18 protein-coding genes and 3 pseudogenes are annotated in these 15,802 nt (G+C 48.3%); 15 read left to right on the forward strand and 6 right to left on the reverse strand.

Annotated elements, in window-relative coordinates:
* Window positions 1–299 precede the first annotated feature (299 nt).
* Window positions 300–713 carry a hypothetical protein gene (locus AGA_RS12595; protein WP_231946168.1) on the reverse strand — a complete coding sequence of 138 codons (414 nt, stop codon included), beginning with the start codon at window positions 711–713 and terminating at the stop codon, window positions 300–302.
* The gene (locus AGA_RS12600; RefSeq protein ID WP_059024913.1) at window positions 710–967 is read right to left on the reverse strand and encodes a type II toxin-antitoxin system prevent-host-death family antitoxin; all 258 of its coding nucleotides are present in this window, start codon (window positions 965–967) and stop codon (window positions 710–712) included. Before AGA_RS12600 ends, AGA_RS12595 begins: the two co-directional genes overlap by 4 nt.
* A 53-nt stretch (window positions 968–1,020) precedes the next feature.
* On the opposite strand from AGA_RS12600, the gene AGA_RS12605 reads away from it, so the two are divergent.
* From AGA_RS12605 to AGA_RS12625, 6 genes and pseudogenes are all read left to right on the forward strand, one after another.
* Entirely contained in the window at window positions 1,021–1,329 is a 309-nt protein-coding gene (locus AGA_RS12605; protein ID WP_059024914.1) for a hypothetical protein, read from the forward strand.
* Between the two features lie 87 nt (window positions 1,330–1,416).
* Complete coding sequence (locus tag AGA_RS12610) at window positions 1,417–1,665, forward strand: antitoxin (RefSeq protein ID WP_059024915.1); 249 nt, start codon at window positions 1,417–1,419, stop codon at window positions 1,663–1,665.
* 15 nt (window positions 1,666–1,680) lie between these two features.
* The gene (locus AGA_RS12615) at window positions 1,681–2,070 is read left to right on the forward strand and encodes a type II toxin-antitoxin system VapC family toxin (RefSeq protein ID WP_059025013.1); all 390 of its coding nucleotides are present in this window, start codon (window positions 1,681–1,683) and stop codon (window positions 2,068–2,070) included.
* Entirely contained in the window at window positions 2,045–3,229 is a 1,185-nt protein-coding gene (locus AGA_RS12620; RefSeq protein ID WP_231946170.1) for a hypothetical protein, read from the forward strand. Before AGA_RS12615 ends, AGA_RS12620 begins: the two co-directional genes overlap by 26 nt.
* Before the next feature lie 25 nt (window positions 3,230–3,254).
* A pseudogene (locus AGA_RS13780) lies at window positions 3,255–3,419 on the forward strand (IS5/IS1182 family transposase); the annotation flags it as partial.
* 144 nt (window positions 3,420–3,563) lie between these two features.
* Window positions 3,564–4,319, forward strand: a complete 756-nt coding sequence (locus tag AGA_RS12625; protein ID WP_456303787.1) for an IS701 family transposase — start codon at window positions 3,564–3,566, stop codon at window positions 4,317–4,319.
* 110 nt (window positions 4,320–4,429) lie between these two features.
* Here the strand turns inward: AGA_RS12625 and AGA_RS12630 are convergent, their stop codons facing one another.
* Entirely contained in the window at window positions 4,430–5,653 is a 1,224-nt protein-coding gene (locus tag AGA_RS12630) for an IS256 family transposase (RefSeq protein ID WP_059024916.1), read from the reverse strand.
* A 198-nt stretch (window positions 5,654–5,851) separates the two neighbouring features.
* Window positions 5,852–6,022 carry a hypothetical protein gene (locus AGA_RS14255; protein ID WP_231946172.1) on the reverse strand — a complete coding sequence of 57 codons (171 nt, stop codon included), beginning with the start codon at window positions 6,020–6,022 and terminating at the stop codon, window positions 5,852–5,854.
* Window positions 6,023–6,249: 227 nt separating this feature from the next.
* Here AGA_RS14255 and AGA_RS12640 point away from each other — a divergent pair, with 227 nt between their 5' ends.
* The 9 genes and pseudogenes from AGA_RS12640 (at window position 6,250) to AGA_RS12670 (ending at window position 14,282) form a co-directional block, all read left to right on the forward strand.
* Complete coding sequence (locus AGA_RS12640) at window positions 6,250–6,717, forward strand: MarR family winged helix-turn-helix transcriptional regulator (RefSeq protein WP_059024918.1); 468 nt, start codon at window positions 6,250–6,252, stop codon at window positions 6,715–6,717.
* A gap of 254 nt (window positions 6,718–6,971) precedes the next feature.
* Window positions 6,972–7,369 (forward strand): annotated as a pseudogene (locus AGA_RS14260) (protoglobin domain-containing protein); the annotation flags it as partial.
* 441 nt (window positions 7,370–7,810) lie between these two features.
* Window positions 7,811–8,440 (forward strand): methyl-accepting chemotaxis protein, encoded by a 630-nt coding sequence (locus AGA_RS14265; protein WP_231946173.1) that lies wholly within the window; start codon window positions 7,811–7,813, stop codon window positions 8,438–8,440.
* A gap of 8 nt (window positions 8,441–8,448) precedes the next feature.
* On the forward strand, window positions 8,449–9,168 hold the full coding sequence (locus AGA_RS12655) for a sensor domain-containing diguanylate cyclase (RefSeq protein ID WP_059024921.1): 720 nt from the start codon (window positions 8,449–8,451) through the stop codon (window positions 9,166–9,168).
* A 35-nt stretch (window positions 9,169–9,203) separates the two neighbouring features.
* On the forward strand, window positions 9,204–10,220 hold the full coding sequence (locus AGA_RS12660) for a putative bifunctional diguanylate cyclase/phosphodiesterase (RefSeq protein ID WP_269448059.1): 1,017 nt from the start codon (window positions 9,204–9,206) through the stop codon (window positions 10,218–10,220).
* Between the two features lie 228 nt (window positions 10,221–10,448).
* Window positions 10,449–11,546 (forward strand): IS3 family transposase, encoded by a 1,098-nt coding sequence (locus tag AGA_RS12665; protein ID WP_083503709.1) that lies wholly within the window; start codon window positions 10,449–10,451, stop codon window positions 11,544–11,546.
* 241 nt (window positions 11,547–11,787) lie between these two features.
* Entirely contained in the window at window positions 11,788–13,152 is a 1,365-nt protein-coding gene (locus AGA_RS13530; RefSeq protein WP_194299308.1) for a chloride channel protein, read from the forward strand.
* 46 nt (window positions 13,153–13,198) lie between these two features.
* Window positions 13,199–13,312 (forward strand): annotated as a pseudogene (locus tag AGA_RS13875) (IS110 family transposase); the annotation flags it as partial.
* Window positions 13,313–13,634: 322 nt separating this feature from the next.
* Window positions 13,635–14,282 (forward strand): hypothetical protein, encoded by a 648-nt coding sequence (locus tag AGA_RS12670; RefSeq protein ID WP_059024923.1) that lies wholly within the window; start codon window positions 13,635–13,637, stop codon window positions 14,280–14,282.
* Here AGA_RS12670 and AGA_RS13540 read toward each other — a convergent pair.
* Window positions 14,263–15,006, reverse strand: coding sequence for a helix-turn-helix transcriptional regulator (locus tag AGA_RS13540; RefSeq protein ID WP_083503711.1), 744 nt, complete (start codon window positions 15,004–15,006; stop codon window positions 14,263–14,265). The genes AGA_RS12670 and AGA_RS13540 overlap by 20 nt on opposite strands.
* Window positions 15,007–15,051: 45 nt before the next feature.
* Window positions 15,052–15,627 carry an acyl-homoserine-lactone synthase gene (locus AGA_RS12675; protein WP_083503712.1) on the reverse strand — a complete coding sequence of 192 codons (576 nt, stop codon included), beginning with the start codon at window positions 15,625–15,627 and terminating at the stop codon, window positions 15,052–15,054.
* Window positions 15,628–15,802: the final 175 nt, after the last annotated feature.

The raw sequence follows: 15,802 nt of genomic DNA on the forward strand, positions 1-15,802 counted from the left end.
TTATATTTCCACTCTAGTGAATTTTATTGATATACGTATATCAATAAAATGGGTCGAATAAAACAATCTGGGAGAAATCCTCGTCGGATCATTACATTTTGGGGCTGAACATCCAAATTTACATGCCGCCTATGGGCCTCCCCATTAAGAAGTTTAACACCGCACTACCGTCTGGGATAGACATGCACGGCGACATAATGTCCGGTTTCGGGAAGGCAATTTATCGTCTCGAATGTCGCCAATGAGGCGTAAGCCGCCTGTCGGCTATTTGAGCTGTTCGGATCCGATGAAACAGACAGCTAAGGATATCTGGATATACGCTTGGCTTGGGGCAGGAGAGTTTTGAACCGTGTCAGCAGGAGACGCATAAACGCATCGCTGAACTGCCCGAGGGGTGGACTTGCTTGTAGATAGTATGAAGTCGCAGTCGGGTCGAGATTGTACTCATCGAGTAGAATCCACTGCTGCCGGTTCTGATCAAGGCCGGCCCGTCGTTTTTCCGTTGCAGGCACCTCGACTGCAATACGGTTAGGAGCCGGCAGGCGTGTTGTTACCGGAAGCAGAAGAAGATAGTTCTGGTTGTTCCGTGCCACAAAAGCGGCAGCAACAGTGGTCGGGCGATCCTTGCGTCCTTCGCTTTCTCCGCGCGCGTCCTGCCAGTGCCATAGATAGGGGTATCGCAAGACCATTCCTGGCCGAAAATCGATGCTCATGGCTGAGGAGTAATGTCCAGCAGGTAGCTGTCGATTGCTTGTCCAATGTCGTGGACCAGATCAGCAGGCATGTCCGCTGTCGCGCCGACCACACGCCTGTCGGCATCACGGGCTGTCAGTGCCTCATATTGTTCAACGCTGAGCATGATCAGGCGCGGTTTACCGCGCTGGCTGATTGAGACCGGACCTTGCAGGGCACTGGCGATGATGTCGCCTGACTTACGAGACAGGTCACTGGTCGAAAATGTGCGCATGATCCCCTCCTTCAATGAAGCGCAATAATACAGCAAATACAGCATTGATGTAAATGACGGAGATTATCACGGAATATGGTGCGGCATTGTGCTGCTTTCGCCGCAACACAATGTTGGTTTTGTCTGAATTTAATTGCCTTCTGGGCCGAGGATACGGCACGATTTGCCTTACGTTAGGCGTGGGACGCCGATGGGCTGGAGCGCCCGGTTTCTGGCTGATTATCCTCATAATCTGGATTTTTTCGATTGGTTTTCTGTCTGGTTTTTATGTCCGACAAGAGAACTTATCGGACATAAAAACAGGGGAGGGGGCGGAAATCAGAAAAATAGTCATTTTTGAAGTTATGGGCCGTTTAAGGTAAATCGTAATGACTTTTCCCGGCTACGCTTGCATCTATTTGCAGTAAAATGGTATCTATCGCGATATATATTATCCTGCGAGGTCCACCATGTCAGAGACTGCCAAAATTTTCATGACCGGTCGCAGCCAGGCGGTTCGCCTTCCCGCCGCCTATCGGTTCAATACGGCCGAAGTCAGCATCCGGCGTGATCCACAAACGGGAGATGTCATCCTCTCAGCTCGCCCCACAGATTGGGACGAGGCATTCTCGGCTATCCGGCATAGCCGGGGCGCAGAGTTGTTTCCGGCTGGCCGGGACCAGAATGAGCAGACACGCGATCCTTTTTCCGGGTTTTGAGCGGTGACTCTGTGGATGTTCGATACCAACACGGTCAGCGACATAGTGCGGGGAGACGAGATCGTTCTGCAGCATGTTGAGCGCCTTGATCCCCGCCAGTGTTGTGTGTCAGCGGTGACCGCTGGGGAAGTTGCTTACGGGCTGGCCCGGCGCCCTGACGCTACGCGCCTACACCGTTTGACCCAGATCGTTATGGACCGTCTGGAAGTGTTACCTTGGGACTCAGAAACTGCACACCGTTATGGCCGGTTACGCGCCAGTCAGGAACGGCAGGGCCTGTCTCTGGGCGCACTTGATATGATGATCGCAGCTCACGCCCTGACCTGTAGCCTTACACTGATTACCAGTGATCAGGCTTTTACAGCCGTCAGGGGATTGGATGTGCGGAATTTCCGTGGAGCGTAATGAGCGGCCGCGTTCCACACTCACGGCAGACGGGCAAAAGGTGAGCCGTGCTGAGAGGCGCGCGATCACCGACTGGTCTTCAGGCGCTCAGAAAGAGGCCGTCCCGGCTCTGGATGATATAGCCGCCGTACTGACGCGGACAGCCCTGCGATGTGGACAGCTCGACCAGCAGATATACAGGCATCCCCTGCGTGATGTGATCTTGTTCCGATCGCGTCTGGAGGCTGCCCGTAATTGTGCGGCCGTCGATGGTTTTCTGGTTGACACATGGCATCTGGCTGCCGTGCTTGAAGGGTTGCGTCCCCGGATCCGGGGACAGGATGTGTTTGAACGGGGTACCGAAATTGATGCCGCCCGTGTGGCATTCACGCAGTATCAGTGGCTGGCAAGACCCACAGGACTGCAAAAAAAGGCGATCACGCAGGCACGGGCAGTGTCCAAACCTCTAACGCAAAGCCTGGGGCCATTTCTGGGAAGTGCATTGGCGTTCCGACAATGGATAGAAGCCGGAGAGAGCCGCGCACCGTTTCGGGGCGCCCTGATGGAGGTCTGGCGTGAAGATGGCGTGTTACGCACACCCCTTCCGCTCACGGGAGCCGCAGCCTTTCGGTCAGGAACGTCCTGGGATGTCCGGACCTGGGTTCCGTGCTGGTTGCAGGCCTTGGAAGACGAAGCTGACGCCATTCGTATCATGACCCGAACGCTTGAGGCCTCGTGGCGCGCTGCCCGTCTTCAGGCGGGTGGTCAGAGACGCACCTCCCGCGCACGCGCCGCGATCGATGTTATTGCGGCCCACCCTGTGATTTCGGCGACAACGCTTGCTACACGGCTTTCGATGTCGATCAAGGCGGCCTGCCAGTTACTTGAACGCTTTTTGAAGAAGGGGTTGATTGTGGAAGTCACCCATCGGTCCGCACGGCGGTTGTTTGCGCTGCAGGATATGGCGCCTCTACGGGAAACTGTGCAGCCACGAGCACAAGTGGTGCCAGGACGAAAGCGTGGCAGGCCTCCTGCGAGTGCTGCTGAAGACGATATGAATGTCGCGGATACAGAATCGGTGCAGGATTTCAGCCCCCTTGAACGGTGGACACCCGATTACTCCGAACTTGAGGTCGCAATGGCTGCAATTGACCGTCTTATGGAGAAAACCTATCTGTGAATAGCACGGCACAAAACCGTTACAAGTCCAGTCGCGTGTCGAGCATGTCTTTGCCGATCAGAAGTCACAGACGGGGCTGTTTGTCCGGACTGTCGGTATCAGTCGAGCCACCATGAGGATCGGGCTCGCCAATATCGTCTACAATATGCGCCGCCTCATCTTCCTCGAAAGATTGAACGCGAGCGCATAGCCATCCAGCGAGAGACAACTCCCAATCTGCTCAAAACGCAGACTGAACGCCATCGCAAAAACCGTCAATCAAATCGCCAAAACCCAGAAATTACCGGCCAGGCACATCAATCAAGGGTTCTTCGATCCCTCCAACTGCCAGACAATGGTCTCTGTGACACTGGTTTCGGGTGAAGTTCCGCTGATGCTGAGCCTGCGATTGTTCCTGCCGGAAAGCTGGACAGGCGACGTCGCGCGCATGGATAAGGCAGGCGTACCTCGTGCCTTACAGGACTACCGTACGAAGCCTGAAATCGCGCTTGAGGAAATTGATCGCGTCATCGCAGCAGGCGTACGCTTCGGTTGTGTGCTGGCTGATGCGGGTTACGGGTTGTCAGCCCCGTTTCGGCAGGCACTGACCGCACGGGGTCTTTGCTGGGCTGTCGGCATTCCACGACACCAGAAGGTCTATCCCGACGATGTTCAACTGATCTTTCCGGTTGCAGGCCGTGGTCGCCCACGGATGCGGCACGTTCCGGATGTCACGTCCGTGGCTGCACACACCATGCTCGAAGGGGCAAAGTGGCGGCAGGTCAGTTGGCGCAAGGGAACGAAAAGACGTCTGACGGCTCGGTTCGCGGCCATACGCGTACGCATCGCGGATGGCGCACCCCAGAGGATCGGCTCTGCCGGGGCCCAGCACATGCCGGGCGAAGAAGCCTGGCTTGTGGGGAGCATCGCTCGAATGGCGAACGCAAATACTATCTCTCGAACTTACCAGCCGACACGCCAATCAAGGTTCTGGCTGGCGCGATCAAAGCGCGCTGGATATGCGAACAGGCTCATCAGCAACTCAAGGAAGAGCTGGGCCTGGATCACTTTGAGGGACGATCCTGGAGCGGACTTCACCGCCATGCCTTGATGTCGATGATGGCCTACGCTTTTTTGCAATCCCGCAGGCTTGCTCAGGCGGGACGAAAAAAAAGAGCCCTCGGGCCGAGACTGTGTAAAATTTTGTGCGGTGGTATTTTTTCAGGCCATTGGGAAACGGTCTTCGAACATGATGGCGAGCTGGCATCTGACAGCATACCATTCGCTTACTGAGCGCTTCCACTCTGATGAGGTAGCATTGAGCGCCAGGTAAATCAATTTTGCTGCGGCCTCGTCACTGGGGAAGTGGCCATAGGTGCGCACGGCACGACGGATCTTTGCGTTCAGAGCTTCAATGGCATTCGTTGTGTAAATCAGCCTGCGTGCTTCCGGGAGGTAATCAAGGAACGGAATGACCTCATTCCAGGCCCTGCGCCAACTGGGCGCGATGGCCGGGTATTGCCTGGCCAGATCGCTTTCCTCAAACCTGCCGAGGGCTGCCTCGGCCTCGCTGGCGTCCACTGCCGTATAGATTGCCTTTAGAGCGGTGGCGACGGCCTTGCGGTCCTTGTAGCTGGCAAAGCTCATGGAATGACGCAGCAGGTGAACGATGCATGTCTGAATGCGGGTCCTGGGGAAAGCCGCTTCGATAGCCTGCGGAAAACCCTTCAGCCCGTCGACGACGGCGATCAGGATATCCTGCACTCCCCGATTGCGCAGGTCACTGACGACCTTGGCCCAGAATTTGGCTCCTTCATTTTCCTGGAACCACAGCCCCAGAATGTCCCGTGTGCCGTCAGGCAGGATCGCAAGAGCTATGAAGACGGCCTTGTTCGAAACAGTCCCGTCACTGCGGATATTGACCCGGATCGCGTCCATGAAGACAATCGGATAGCACGGTTCCAGCGGGCGGTTCTGCCAGGCGGCAACCTCCTCCATCACTGCGTCAGTAATCGCGGAAATGAGGCTCGGCGAGGCCTCAACGCCGTAGATTTCTTCGATATGCCCCTGGATCTCGCGGGTCGTCATGCCCCGGGCATACATGCTGATAATCTTGCGGTCGAACTCGGGAAAGCGACGCTGATATTTGGCGATCAACAGCGGGTCAAACGTGCCATTCCGGTCCCGGGGAATATCCAGAACAACTTTACCGCTCTCCGTGGTCACGGTCTTCTGGCTTCTGCCGTTTCTGCGATTGGGCGGCAGGTTGTTCTCGGCAGAGGCGTCATCGGCGCGTTCTTCGGCGAGATGAATGTTCATCTCCGTGCTGAGCGCTCGTTCCGCCAGTGCCTTCGTCAATTCCGAGAGTATGCCGGTCTTGCCAAACAGGTCGCCGGGGGAACGTCCTTCCATCAGGCGGTCCAGGAGGTCTTTATCAATGCTCATGCGGGGGCTCCTCTTCGAGCAATTTATCAGCACACCGCACAAAATTCAGGATAGTCCCCTCGGGCCACCACTACAACCCAGTCTGCCAGCAGTGCGTCAGGCCATCCTTGGCCACATGTCTCGTTCATCCCCGACACAATGCCCTCATTGCGGATGGACACTCAAAAGACATCCTAACTCCATTCTGCCAAAGTAGTGCTAGCTCTGGTCGGCAATGCCGTAATCTCCGGAACGTGCCCCTTTGACGCGCTCTTGCGCGTCAAAGGGGAGGGAGGAAACGCCCCGCTCCCCTTCCCCACCGTTCAAAGAAGCGAGGCCGATAAAACAGCTCAACTCTATGAATAGCCATTTCTCGGCACTCAAGGACATGAAACTGGCGTCAAGAAAATTAACGTGCGCAAGATATTGCATTGCTTGCAATATAATTGCGAATTGATATATATCCAATTAGTCATTGATTTAGATGAAGAAAGACTAATGAAGCCCATTTGCACCACGCCACTTGATCCGCCCAGCAGGCACGACAAGGCCGACAAACTGGGAGTCATAAATTGCAGCGCCAATATCAAAGAAACGTCAATGGCTCTTATTAGGTCATGACTCAGAGCAAAGACACGTGGCTTGCGCTCGATCAACAGGTTTGTTTTCCATTATACGCAGCCACCAACATGCTTCAGAAACTCTATCAGCCGCTGCTGCAACCCTTAGGTCTCACTTATACTAAATACCTAGTCATGATGGTACTCTGGGAAGCCGAAAGACAAAGCGCAGAAGTGACCGTGGGAGATCTGCAGACTTGTCTTTATCTTGATGTGGCAACAATGTCTCCACTGCTCAAACGTATGGAAAAACTGGGTTTCATCGTTAGAAGAAGAAGCCGTAGTGACGAGCGCAAAGTAATGATCACTCTCACTGTCATGGGTATCGAGTTGCGTGAACGCGCATGCACCATTCCCGAACAACTCGTAACCAAACTAGAAGTCAATCTTGAGTCTCTTATCAGCTTCAGGCAAGAGGCCCAGTCTCTTGTAGAAACACTGGCCACCAAACTACGAGAGACTTAATTTTACCGTAAAATCTAGATGTTTTCCGAAAACGTCTAATTATCGACCATAAACAAGATCCCATAATATGAATTAGGAATAAGGGGGAACAGGGACTTACTCCAACCATCTAAAGATGGGAAATGTACAGTTAGATAAGAATTAACATTTCCCACCTAAGATAAAGACAACTCCTGAAAATAAAAGAGAAGTGAAAAATGGGAAGAGATAATCAGAGAGCAGAGAGCATTCGGAATCGTCACGATTTCATCGGAATGGATGAAGGTGATTTTCAGACTATACAAGGCCTTCGTGAAATTCTCATCAACGCATTGCCTGAAGCTCTCGATGCTCTATATGGGAGAATTCGGAAAACTCCTGAGGTTAATAGTTTTTTTCTTCTGAATCGAAAATTAATCAAGCAAAAAAAGCGCAATCTTCTCATTGGCAAGCACTTCTGGACGCCCGCTTTGATAGCTCTTACGTAAAGCAAGTGCGTCGGATAGGAGAAGTTCATGCACATATTGGCTTAACCCCCCGTTGGTACATCGGCGGATACACAATCATTCTTGAACGCCTCATTCACTCCATTATAGAAGACGGTAAAGATCGTATCGGGTTATTTTCACAGGCATCCGGGCGGAAGCGTTTGGCCGAGAAAGTAACAAGCCTATGCAAGGCTGTTCTAACAGAAATCGATCTAACAGTCTCATATTACCTGGATGCAATGGAAACGGAGAGATCCGAGTTGCGTGCAGAACAGGAACGACGAACGCAAGAAGATCACAAAGTTATCACAGCAATTAATGAGGCTTTGACTTCTTTGGCAGATGGAGACCTCAACTATCGCGTAACAGAAATCCTGCCAGAACGCTCTGAGGTATTAAAACAACATTTCAATGCTTCAGCAGAACAGCTTGCACAGATTATGGGTAGAATATCACTATCCACAAAAGATGTTATGACAAATGCTGAAAGCATTCATCACGGGGCAGATAATCTCTCTTTAGCAACAGAACAACAGGCCGCTGCGCAAGAGGAAATGTCAGCAGCAGTGACGCAAATTGCACTAAGCGCTTCTGAGACAGCTAAAGAGACTACGAAAGCCCGACATATGGCTGGATTAGCACAATCAGAAGCAGAGCAAGCTAGTCAGGTCGCGACTGATGCAATAGAAGCGATTAGTAGGATGGAACAATCCTCACAAGAAATCTCAAATATTATTGGTTTAATCAATAAAATTTCCATGCAGACAAATATTTTGTCACTCAATGCTGGTGTTGAAGCGGCAAGAGCCGGTGAGTTCGGGCGTGGTTTTGCAGTCGTCGCAAGTGAGATTCGCGCACTAGCTGAGCGTTCTGCAAACGCCAGCAAGGAAATAGCCGCGTTAATCACAAAAGCTGCTGCTGATGTCATCTCTGGTGCCACACAGGTACATAACGCCAGAGAAGCTTTGGAACGTATCACAAGCCAGGTCATCGAAATCAACGAAGTTATTACCAAAATTGCAACTGAATCCCAATCACAATCTGCCGGGTTGAACGAAGTGAAAGTCGCGATTAGAAGCTTGGAACAAACAACATTAAAAAATGCTGCCATAGCTGAAGAAAGTGCCGCTACAGCACAAAAATTAGTCATGATGTCAAATGAACTATCTCGTGACGTTTCAATATTCAAAATGGATTCTAATGCAAGAAATATAGCCTCTAATCCACTTCTTAATGTCAACAATGTTGATTATTGAGCTCAGAAATGAACGACAAATTTATTCGTTATGCTTTGGATAACTCTGCAATTGTAGCAATGACAGATTCCAAAGGCACCATAACCTTTGTAAATCAAAAATTTTGTGAAATTAGTGGTTATGGTGAAAAGGAATTAATTGGTTTTAATCATAGAATATTACGCTCTGGAATTCATCATAAAGAATTTTTCTTGCAGATGTATCGTACAATCTCAGCTGGCCACATCTGGCACGGAGAAATATGTAACCGAAAGAAAGATGGCTCCCTCTATTGGGTTGATACCACAATTGTTCCTCACTTCGCTGAATCAGGAACTGGCATGGTTGATGGTTATGTAGCAATACGTTTCGATATTTCTACAAGAAAAGATCTTGAAAAAGAGCTTCAGATAAATATTAGCAATCTTGAGTTAACAGCAAATACGGATTTCCTTACAGACTTGCCTAACCGCCGATTGTTTTGCAAGCATATTGAAGAGTTGATAAAACAGAGTAGCAAAAAGTCAGAAACATTTCATATTGCCATATTAGATATAGATATGTTCAAAGAAATAAATGATTCTTTTGGCCATGAAATAGGTGACTATCTTCTGAAAATAATTGCATCTCGCCTAAAGAGCATTGTAAGTGATCGTGTTTTTATTGCCAGGTTAGGTGGTGATGAATTCGGTATAATATTAAATAAAAAACAAGCATCAAAAATCTTGAATTTTGTGAAAAAATTCTAGAAACAGTTAGAGAGCCTATCAAAATTGATTCAATAATTCGTTATTGTTCAGCAAGCATGGGATGTGCAATTTTTCCTCAACATGGTCAGAATCGCCCTACCTTACTTCAGGCAGCAGATATAGCACTTTATCGTGCCAAAGAGTTGGGACGCAATAGATTTAAAGTATTCAACAATCAAACGATGGATGTAATCAAGAGCAAATCTCAAATTTTATCAGACTTCAATCTTGCTTTAAAAAATAAAGAAGTGAAATTTTTCTACCAGCCAATATTATATCCTTCCTCCCTCCATAACGTGTCGTTCGAAGCTCTCGTAAGATGGGATCATCCAACACTCGGTCTTCTGAATCCCGGTTCTTTTCATACTGTTTTTACTGATCCGGCCACATGTGCTGTCTTTGGAATTTACATGCTGGAAAGCATATTCGAGGACATGTCGATTATGCTTGATCATGGCATTCAATTTAGTAGAGTTGGCATTAATCTGACGGATGCAGATTTTCGTTCTGATGCTTTTATTGATCTCTTTTCCCGTAGTTGTGTCGAAACAGGAATTGGTCCTGAGCGTTTTTGTGTCGAAGTGACAGAAAGTATACTGTTGGGCCAAGAGCAAAAACGAATTGAACAGAGATTACGCCAATTACATACCATGGGGGTCGAAATAGCATTGGATGATTTTGGCACAGGCTACGCTTCTTTAACTCACCTGCGTGAGTTCCCGATTGACCGATTAAAAATTGACCAACGTTTTGTTTCTAATATTGAAACCTCAACTGATGATCAGGTAATCGTTCACGGTATCATTGATATTGCTCATGGATTAGGTAAGACTGTTACTGCTGAAGGCGTTGAGACTATTCAGCAAGCCAAAACTCTTCTTAGTATGCAATGTGATTCTCTACAAGGTTGGCTTTTCAGCAAAGCATATCCTGTTGTAAATCTTGCTTCAGTATTAAAAAAAATACCAGACGTTTTTAATAAATTTGATCACACGTCACATAAAAAACACAAAAATAAACACAAAAATAAAAACAATCACGATAATAATTAAATAAAAGTCAGACGGCGATATGTTCTTCTGGAAATCGCCGTCTACACTGACGTGCCCCCCGGAAATGTAACCATTTAAAAGTAGAGTCCGATCGAGGAGGATACGGACGGATGAAGCGCAGTCGTTTTACGGAAGAGCAGATCATAGGGATCCTGAAGGAACAGAGGTGGTCCCGGTTTTTCGGACAGGGGGTTAAGCTATAATCCGGCCTGAGAGAGGACGGGTTTTATGGGCAAGATTACGCGCAAGAGGTATGCGGCGGAGTTCAAATCACGGGTTGCCCTGGAAGCGATCCGTGGGGAACTGACGCTGGCGGAACTGGCTTCGAAACATGGGGTGCATCAGACGATGATCGCCCAGTGGAAACGGCAGGCGATCGAGGGGATGGCAGCGACCTTTTCCGGGAAGACGGTTTCCGCGCCCCCGGTCAGTCCGGCTGATGTGGAAAAACTACACGCGAAGATAGGCGAACTACTCGTGGAACGGGATTTTTTACGCGATGCCTCTGCTCGGTTGGGCGTGTACTATCGGCCTGTGCCACAGAGCGAGGCCAATCTGGCGTTGATGCGGCTGATCGATGCCCAGTTCCTGGAAACGCCGTATTATGGTTCGCGGCAGATGACATGGCATCTGCGTCGCCTGGGGCATGACGTTGGTCGCAAGCGGGTCCGGCGGCTCATGGCGATCATGGGTCTGCGGGCGATCTACCAGAAGCCGCGCACGACTGTGCCGCATCCGGAGCATCGGAAATATCCCTATCTGCTACGGAATCTGGTCATCGACCGGCCCAACCAGGTCTGGTGTTCCGATATCACGTATATTCCCATGAAACGGGGTTTTCTCTATCTCGTGGCGATCATGGACTGGTTCACGCGCAAGATCCTGTCCTGGCGTCTGTCGAACACGATGGACGCGGAGTTCTGTATTGAGGCGCTACAGGATGCCCTTACGCGCTATGGCGCCCCGGAAATTTTCAATACGGACCAGGGCTCACAATTCACGACGCCCCGTTTTACCGAGATCCTGGAAGAGCGTCAGATCCGTATCAGCATGGATGGACGTGGGCGCTGGCTGGACAACGTGTTCATCGAGCGTCTGTGGCGGTCGCTGAAATACGAATGCGTTTACCTGCATGCGTTCGAGACGGGTTCAGAACTTCGAGTGGGGCTCACGAAATGGATCGCACATTATAACGGGCAACGTCCCCATACGGCTCTGGCTGGACGAACGCCTGATGAGGCATATCATGGCGCGCCGACACCATCTGGTCCGGGGTTAACCCCGGACCAGATGGTCAACAGCAACGCCGTCAGAATGGCGGCATAACAACAACCGGGTATAGCTTATTCAAACCCAAAAACTGTCCGAACAAACGGGTCCACCTCTGACCTCAATACCAGAGGGTTTTTCGAACCCTCCACCTGCTTTCGCAAAATTAGGTTATTATACTCGTAGATATATCAAAAACAGCTGTAAAGCCTATATAATTTTGACATCATATGGTTCAATGCTAACTCTATTTTACTCATGAATGTATGCCACCATTAGAATAAGAGTCCGGTACGAGATGTTTTTTTCCTTTATTCAATCGGCTGAAACGAAAAATCCTAAACATCAAACTAGCCGGATAAAACGAAAAATCCTATTAAAAAAACGCCAATGGCAAGACTTAGCCATATATTGGATCGGTGCTATACTAGTAGGAATAATTGCTGTTATATTTGCCGAATTAGGCGATTATGCAGCCGATATTCGCAATCATCTAATTGATATTAGTCCATACAGCATGTTATGTGTGGCTCCTGTAGGAATGGCAGTTATTACGTGGATAACGCGAGTCGTATTCAATGGGGCCCAAGGCTCTGGCATTCCTCAAACAATAGCAACATTACACATTCATAATTTTGAATTAATCGATAAAATATTATCAATAAAAATAACAATTGGTAAAATATTAATGACAACATTAGGTTTGATTTGCGGAGCATCAATAGGTCGCGAGGGGCCTAGTGTTCAAATCGGTGCATCTGTCATGCATGCTTTTTCACGCCTGCTCGGAAAAAATGGGGAAATAACTCGGCATGGTATGATACTTGCAGGCGGTGCTGCTGGGATGGCTGCGGCTTTTAATACACCGTTAGCAGGCATAGTTTTTGCTATTGAGGAATTGGCTCATTCCTTCGAGCAAAAAGCATCGGGACGAACGCTAGCAATTATAATATTTTCTGGAGTTACATCAATAGCATTTTTAGGAAACTATACTTATTTTGGACGTTCGAACACTGCGATCCCATTAGGATCAGCATGGATAGCCGTTGGCGTTTGTGGCGTATTGGGTGGAACCGCTGGGGGAATATTTTCTCGCATCGTGATTGCTATATCTGAAGGAAGATTTTTTTCAATTTCGGTGTTTCAACAAAATAGGCCCATTACTTTTGCTGCTTGCTGCGGTTTTGTTCTTGCCCTGTTAGGTTTGGAATCACACGGAGCAACCTATGGCACTGGTTATTTACAGGCCAATGGAATAGTAAATGGTTATCTTCATTACCCTGCTTCGTTTTTCATAATGAAATACATTTCTATGCTGGTTACTTTTGCTTCTGGTATCCCTGGAGGTATGTTCGCGCCCTCTTTAGCTATCGGCGCTGGCTTGGGAGGGTGGATTAGTCCATTTCTCCCTCATACTACCTCGGCTGGAGTAGTCTTATTGGGAATGGCCGCGTATTTCTGTGGAGTAGCACAGTCTCCTCTAACAGCAACTATCATTGTTATGGAAATCTGTGATAATCAGCAAATTACGCTTGCCTTGTTATCAACATCTTTTCTCGCGTATGCTGTTTCCCGTATTATATGCCCAACCCCGTTATATACAGTCCTTGCAAAGAAATTTGCACGGAAACAACTTGATATTTCTGTAAAAGTTGAATCTTAACGCTATGACCATGGTGAACTGGGCCAGCCGCAAGGCTCCTGCACCGGTAAGCTGGCTGGCACGGATGCTGGCCCGTAAGCCCCGTATGCTGGTCGCGATTGCGCTGGCCAACAGGATGGCACGGGCCATCTGGGCCATGGCGACAAAACAGGAGGATTAGCGGGATCCAGACCTGTCCGTGGCAGTCTGAGCGATGGCTCGGCTCCCGCAGATGGAACCGGTAGGGGTGTGAGAGGCCCAAAACCAGAGGGTTTTTCGAACCCTCCACATTCAGGCATCTCCCGTTAAGATATTCTTCATGTGTTTTAGCAATTTCTGCTTGAAACAAGAGTCTGAGAGAACAGCATGGAAACAAATTATGTCTTTCTAGATCAGTTCCAACCTTCTGCCGATCTAGCGATATTGATAGGTCATTTTAGAGGGGAAGATTTAAGAGTATAAAAATTATAAGTTTATTTAATATTTCTGTAGAGAGAATATCGATGAGCGCATTGCTATATTCCTATATTGATGTCGAAAAAGATATTTATACAGAATTAATTCATCCTTTTATTGTTGAGTCTATTGATGTATTGGCGTCTGTACTCAAAAATACCGATATGATCGGCCGTCGCCATTTTATAGATATGGTATACCACGATAGTAATCGTAGAACTGAGTTTGCACTTAAGCTGGCAGCTTTTGTTTTGCACGAAGTGAATAAAATTTCTCCACCGGATGCTGGAGCAGTGGCAGCCAACATCATCCAATTAAGTCCGGACCTCGGGATTGGAACAATTAGTACGGGACAATTGCTTTATGCCAGTGCATTGCACAAGGGACGTAGTAAAATAACAAATATCGACCTCGATCCTATCCCGTATAATGATAATATAGAAAACACATCACTTGGTTTTCAAGTAGGGAAATATCTAGCATCCAACTGTATTGCAAGTTGGGTGTGCATGCTGTCTGTCAGTTCGGAATATGACGTATCTGGCGTTCTGCGTCTCGGTGGGCGTGAAAGCAAAAACGTTATAAACCAGCTTTTTATTTATGACTGTATTAAATCTATCAATGTTTTTTCTGGAATATCTTCTGCGTTTGATGAAATTTATAAACGGGCTAAACTTATATCAACCCGAATTTAATTGCTTTTGCCACAGCCCCGCAGGTTGTTTGTGCACAAAGTTTATGCCGAGCCGTCGCAAGATAAAGTCTTACAGTCGCTTCAGAGATATTCAGTCTGTAAGACACTTCCTGCGTCATCAAACCCTCGCCATGGTAAGCAAGACATTCTCGTTCGCGAATGGATAACCGAGGAGGCGCCAGAGCCTCTCGACGCCCTCCATAATTAGCAAACCATTCATGCATGTATGCACCAATCTGAGAGAATGTTGCCGCATAAACCCTTCGCCGATCTCGCCCGAAATCATGGATATTGCGACTGGTTATCGTCAGAAGACCCACTTCACCACGTAACCCTCTTAACGGAATGGACATTCCATCCTTGCCCATATTCTGTTCAGAAAAAAGCTGCATGACCCGTTTCTCTTTCTGAGAAAGTATCTTTATTTCTGACCACAAAAAAGGAAGTGCGCTGGTTAGTGCAGTACGGACTACCGGATCTGAATGAACAAGATTTTTTTCAGTATATAAGATTTGCCATGACAGCGGGTATGTCGTGACCCCCAATTCTCCTCCCTCTCTAACCCAAGGGTTGGATAGAAAGTGGTAGGTAAGATGGGCCGCGCCACTATTATCCCTGATCTCGAATGCCAACTCCTGCATTGTCGAGATGCTTTCGCATGACTGAATGCGTTCGAGAAGGGTATCCCCTAGGGGAAGAAGCGCATTGTGTGTGTCAGGAACCATTACGATTAAGGCCAGCCAAGATGTTCTTGGCTGGCATATAAGATTTTAAGCGGCCAATGCAAATTTTTTATTAATTTCGTCAAGACGCGCCTGCGACACATCAAACGTGGCAAGCGTAATCATCTTCCCGTCGAGTTGAGCACTCATAATAGGTTCAGGTGGCCAGCCCGCACGCTCATAAATCCGTAACATTGGCCGAAAAAAGATACCTGTAAGATGAGTAATTCCGTTTTCGAGGCACGTTTGACACAGAGTGCGTGCTAACTCACCTGTATAATGTATCTCACCAGGTCGTAATGTCGCGCAGTAACGGGTGCTTTCCCATATTGTTGGACTATAAATATCCGGGCAATCTGGAAAAAATGAATGAAATTTGTCACGCAACATTGTCGGTCCTGTGGTGGGAATAATACGCATGGATGTTGCGTGTGAACCATCAGGCCGCTCTGCTACAAAATAGAGTGGGTTATACTCCCGGTCATATTCGTCTTCTTCTTTTCCATTTACGACATTAACGTCCCAGTTCAGGCGATCTGAAAAAACAATTGCACGCGCTCGAAGCATTTGTGAATATGTTTGACCGTGGTCCTGTCTTTGATTGTAACTGAATACTTTTATCATCACAAACCTCCCTATGGAGATTTTGATTTATTCAGCACTAATATCATTTATAATTAGTTAATATTGATAGGTTAACTAATTATAAATTAATTACATAATTGAAATTATGGCGCATTCGCAGCCGCTTTGAAGCGCCATTTTAATATGAATACGAAGGTAGAGGGTCCGAAAAACC

This window comes from Acetobacter ghanensis (genome assembly GCF_001499675.1).
In the GTDB taxonomy this organism is placed as follows: Bacteria; Pseudomonadota; Alphaproteobacteria; order Acetobacterales; family Acetobacteraceae; genus Acetobacter; species Acetobacter ghanensis.

Excerpts from the sequence above, each read along its gene's own strand:
- AGA_RS12595 (WP_231946168.1), bottom strand. The coding sequence starts at position 713 with ATGAGCATCGATTTTCGGCCAGGAATGGTCTTGCGATACCCCTATCTA.
- AGA_RS12600 (WP_059024913.1), bottom strand. The coding sequence starts at position 967 with ATGCGCACATTTTCGACCAGTGACCTGTCTCGTAAGTCAGGCGACATC.
- AGA_RS12605 (WP_059024914.1), top strand. The coding sequence starts at position 1,021 with ATGACGGAGATTATCACGGAATATGGTGCGGCATTGTGCTGCTTTCGC.
- AGA_RS12610 (WP_059024915.1), top strand. The coding sequence starts at position 1,417 with ATGTCAGAGACTGCCAAAATTTTCATGACCGGTCGCAGCCAGGCGGTT.
- AGA_RS12615 (WP_059025013.1), top strand. The coding sequence starts at position 1,681 with ATGTTCGATACCAACACGGTCAGCGACATAGTGCGGGGAGACGAGATC.
- AGA_RS12620 (WP_231946170.1), top strand. The coding sequence starts at position 2,045 with ATGTGCGGAATTTCCGTGGAGCGTAATGAGCGGCCGCGTTCCACACTC.
- AGA_RS12625 (WP_456303787.1), top strand. The coding sequence starts at position 3,564 with ATGGTCTCTGTGACACTGGTTTCGGGTGAAGTTCCGCTGATGCTGAGC.
- AGA_RS12630 (WP_059024916.1), bottom strand. The coding sequence starts at position 5,653 with ATGAGCATTGATAAAGACCTCCTGGACCGCCTGATGGAAGGACGTTCC.
- AGA_RS14255 (WP_231946172.1), bottom strand. The coding sequence starts at position 6,022 with ATGTCCTTGAGTGCCGAGAAATGGCTATTCATAGAGTTGAGCTGTTTT.
- AGA_RS12640 (WP_059024918.1), top strand. The coding sequence starts at position 6,250 with ATGACTCAGAGCAAAGACACGTGGCTTGCGCTCGATCAACAGGTTTGT.
- AGA_RS14265 (WP_231946173.1), top strand. The coding sequence starts at position 7,811 with ATGGCTGGATTAGCACAATCAGAAGCAGAGCAAGCTAGTCAGGTCGCG.
- AGA_RS12655 (WP_059024921.1), top strand. The coding sequence starts at position 8,449 with ATGAACGACAAATTTATTCGTTATGCTTTGGATAACTCTGCAATTGTA.
- AGA_RS12665 (WP_083503709.1), top strand. The coding sequence starts at position 10,449 with ATGGGCAAGATTACGCGCAAGAGGTATGCGGCGGAGTTCAAATCACGG.
- AGA_RS13530 (WP_194299308.1), top strand. The coding sequence starts at position 11,788 with ATGTTTTTTTCCTTTATTCAATCGGCTGAAACGAAAAATCCTAAACAT.
- AGA_RS12670 (WP_059024923.1), top strand. The coding sequence starts at position 13,635 with ATGAGCGCATTGCTATATTCCTATATTGATGTCGAAAAAGATATTTAT.
- AGA_RS13540 (WP_083503711.1), bottom strand. The coding sequence starts at position 15,006 with ATGGTTCCTGACACACACAATGCGCTTCTTCCCCTAGGGGATACCCTT.
- AGA_RS12675 (WP_083503712.1), bottom strand. The coding sequence starts at position 15,627 with ATGATAAAAGTATTCAGTTACAATCAAAGACAGGACCACGGTCAAACA.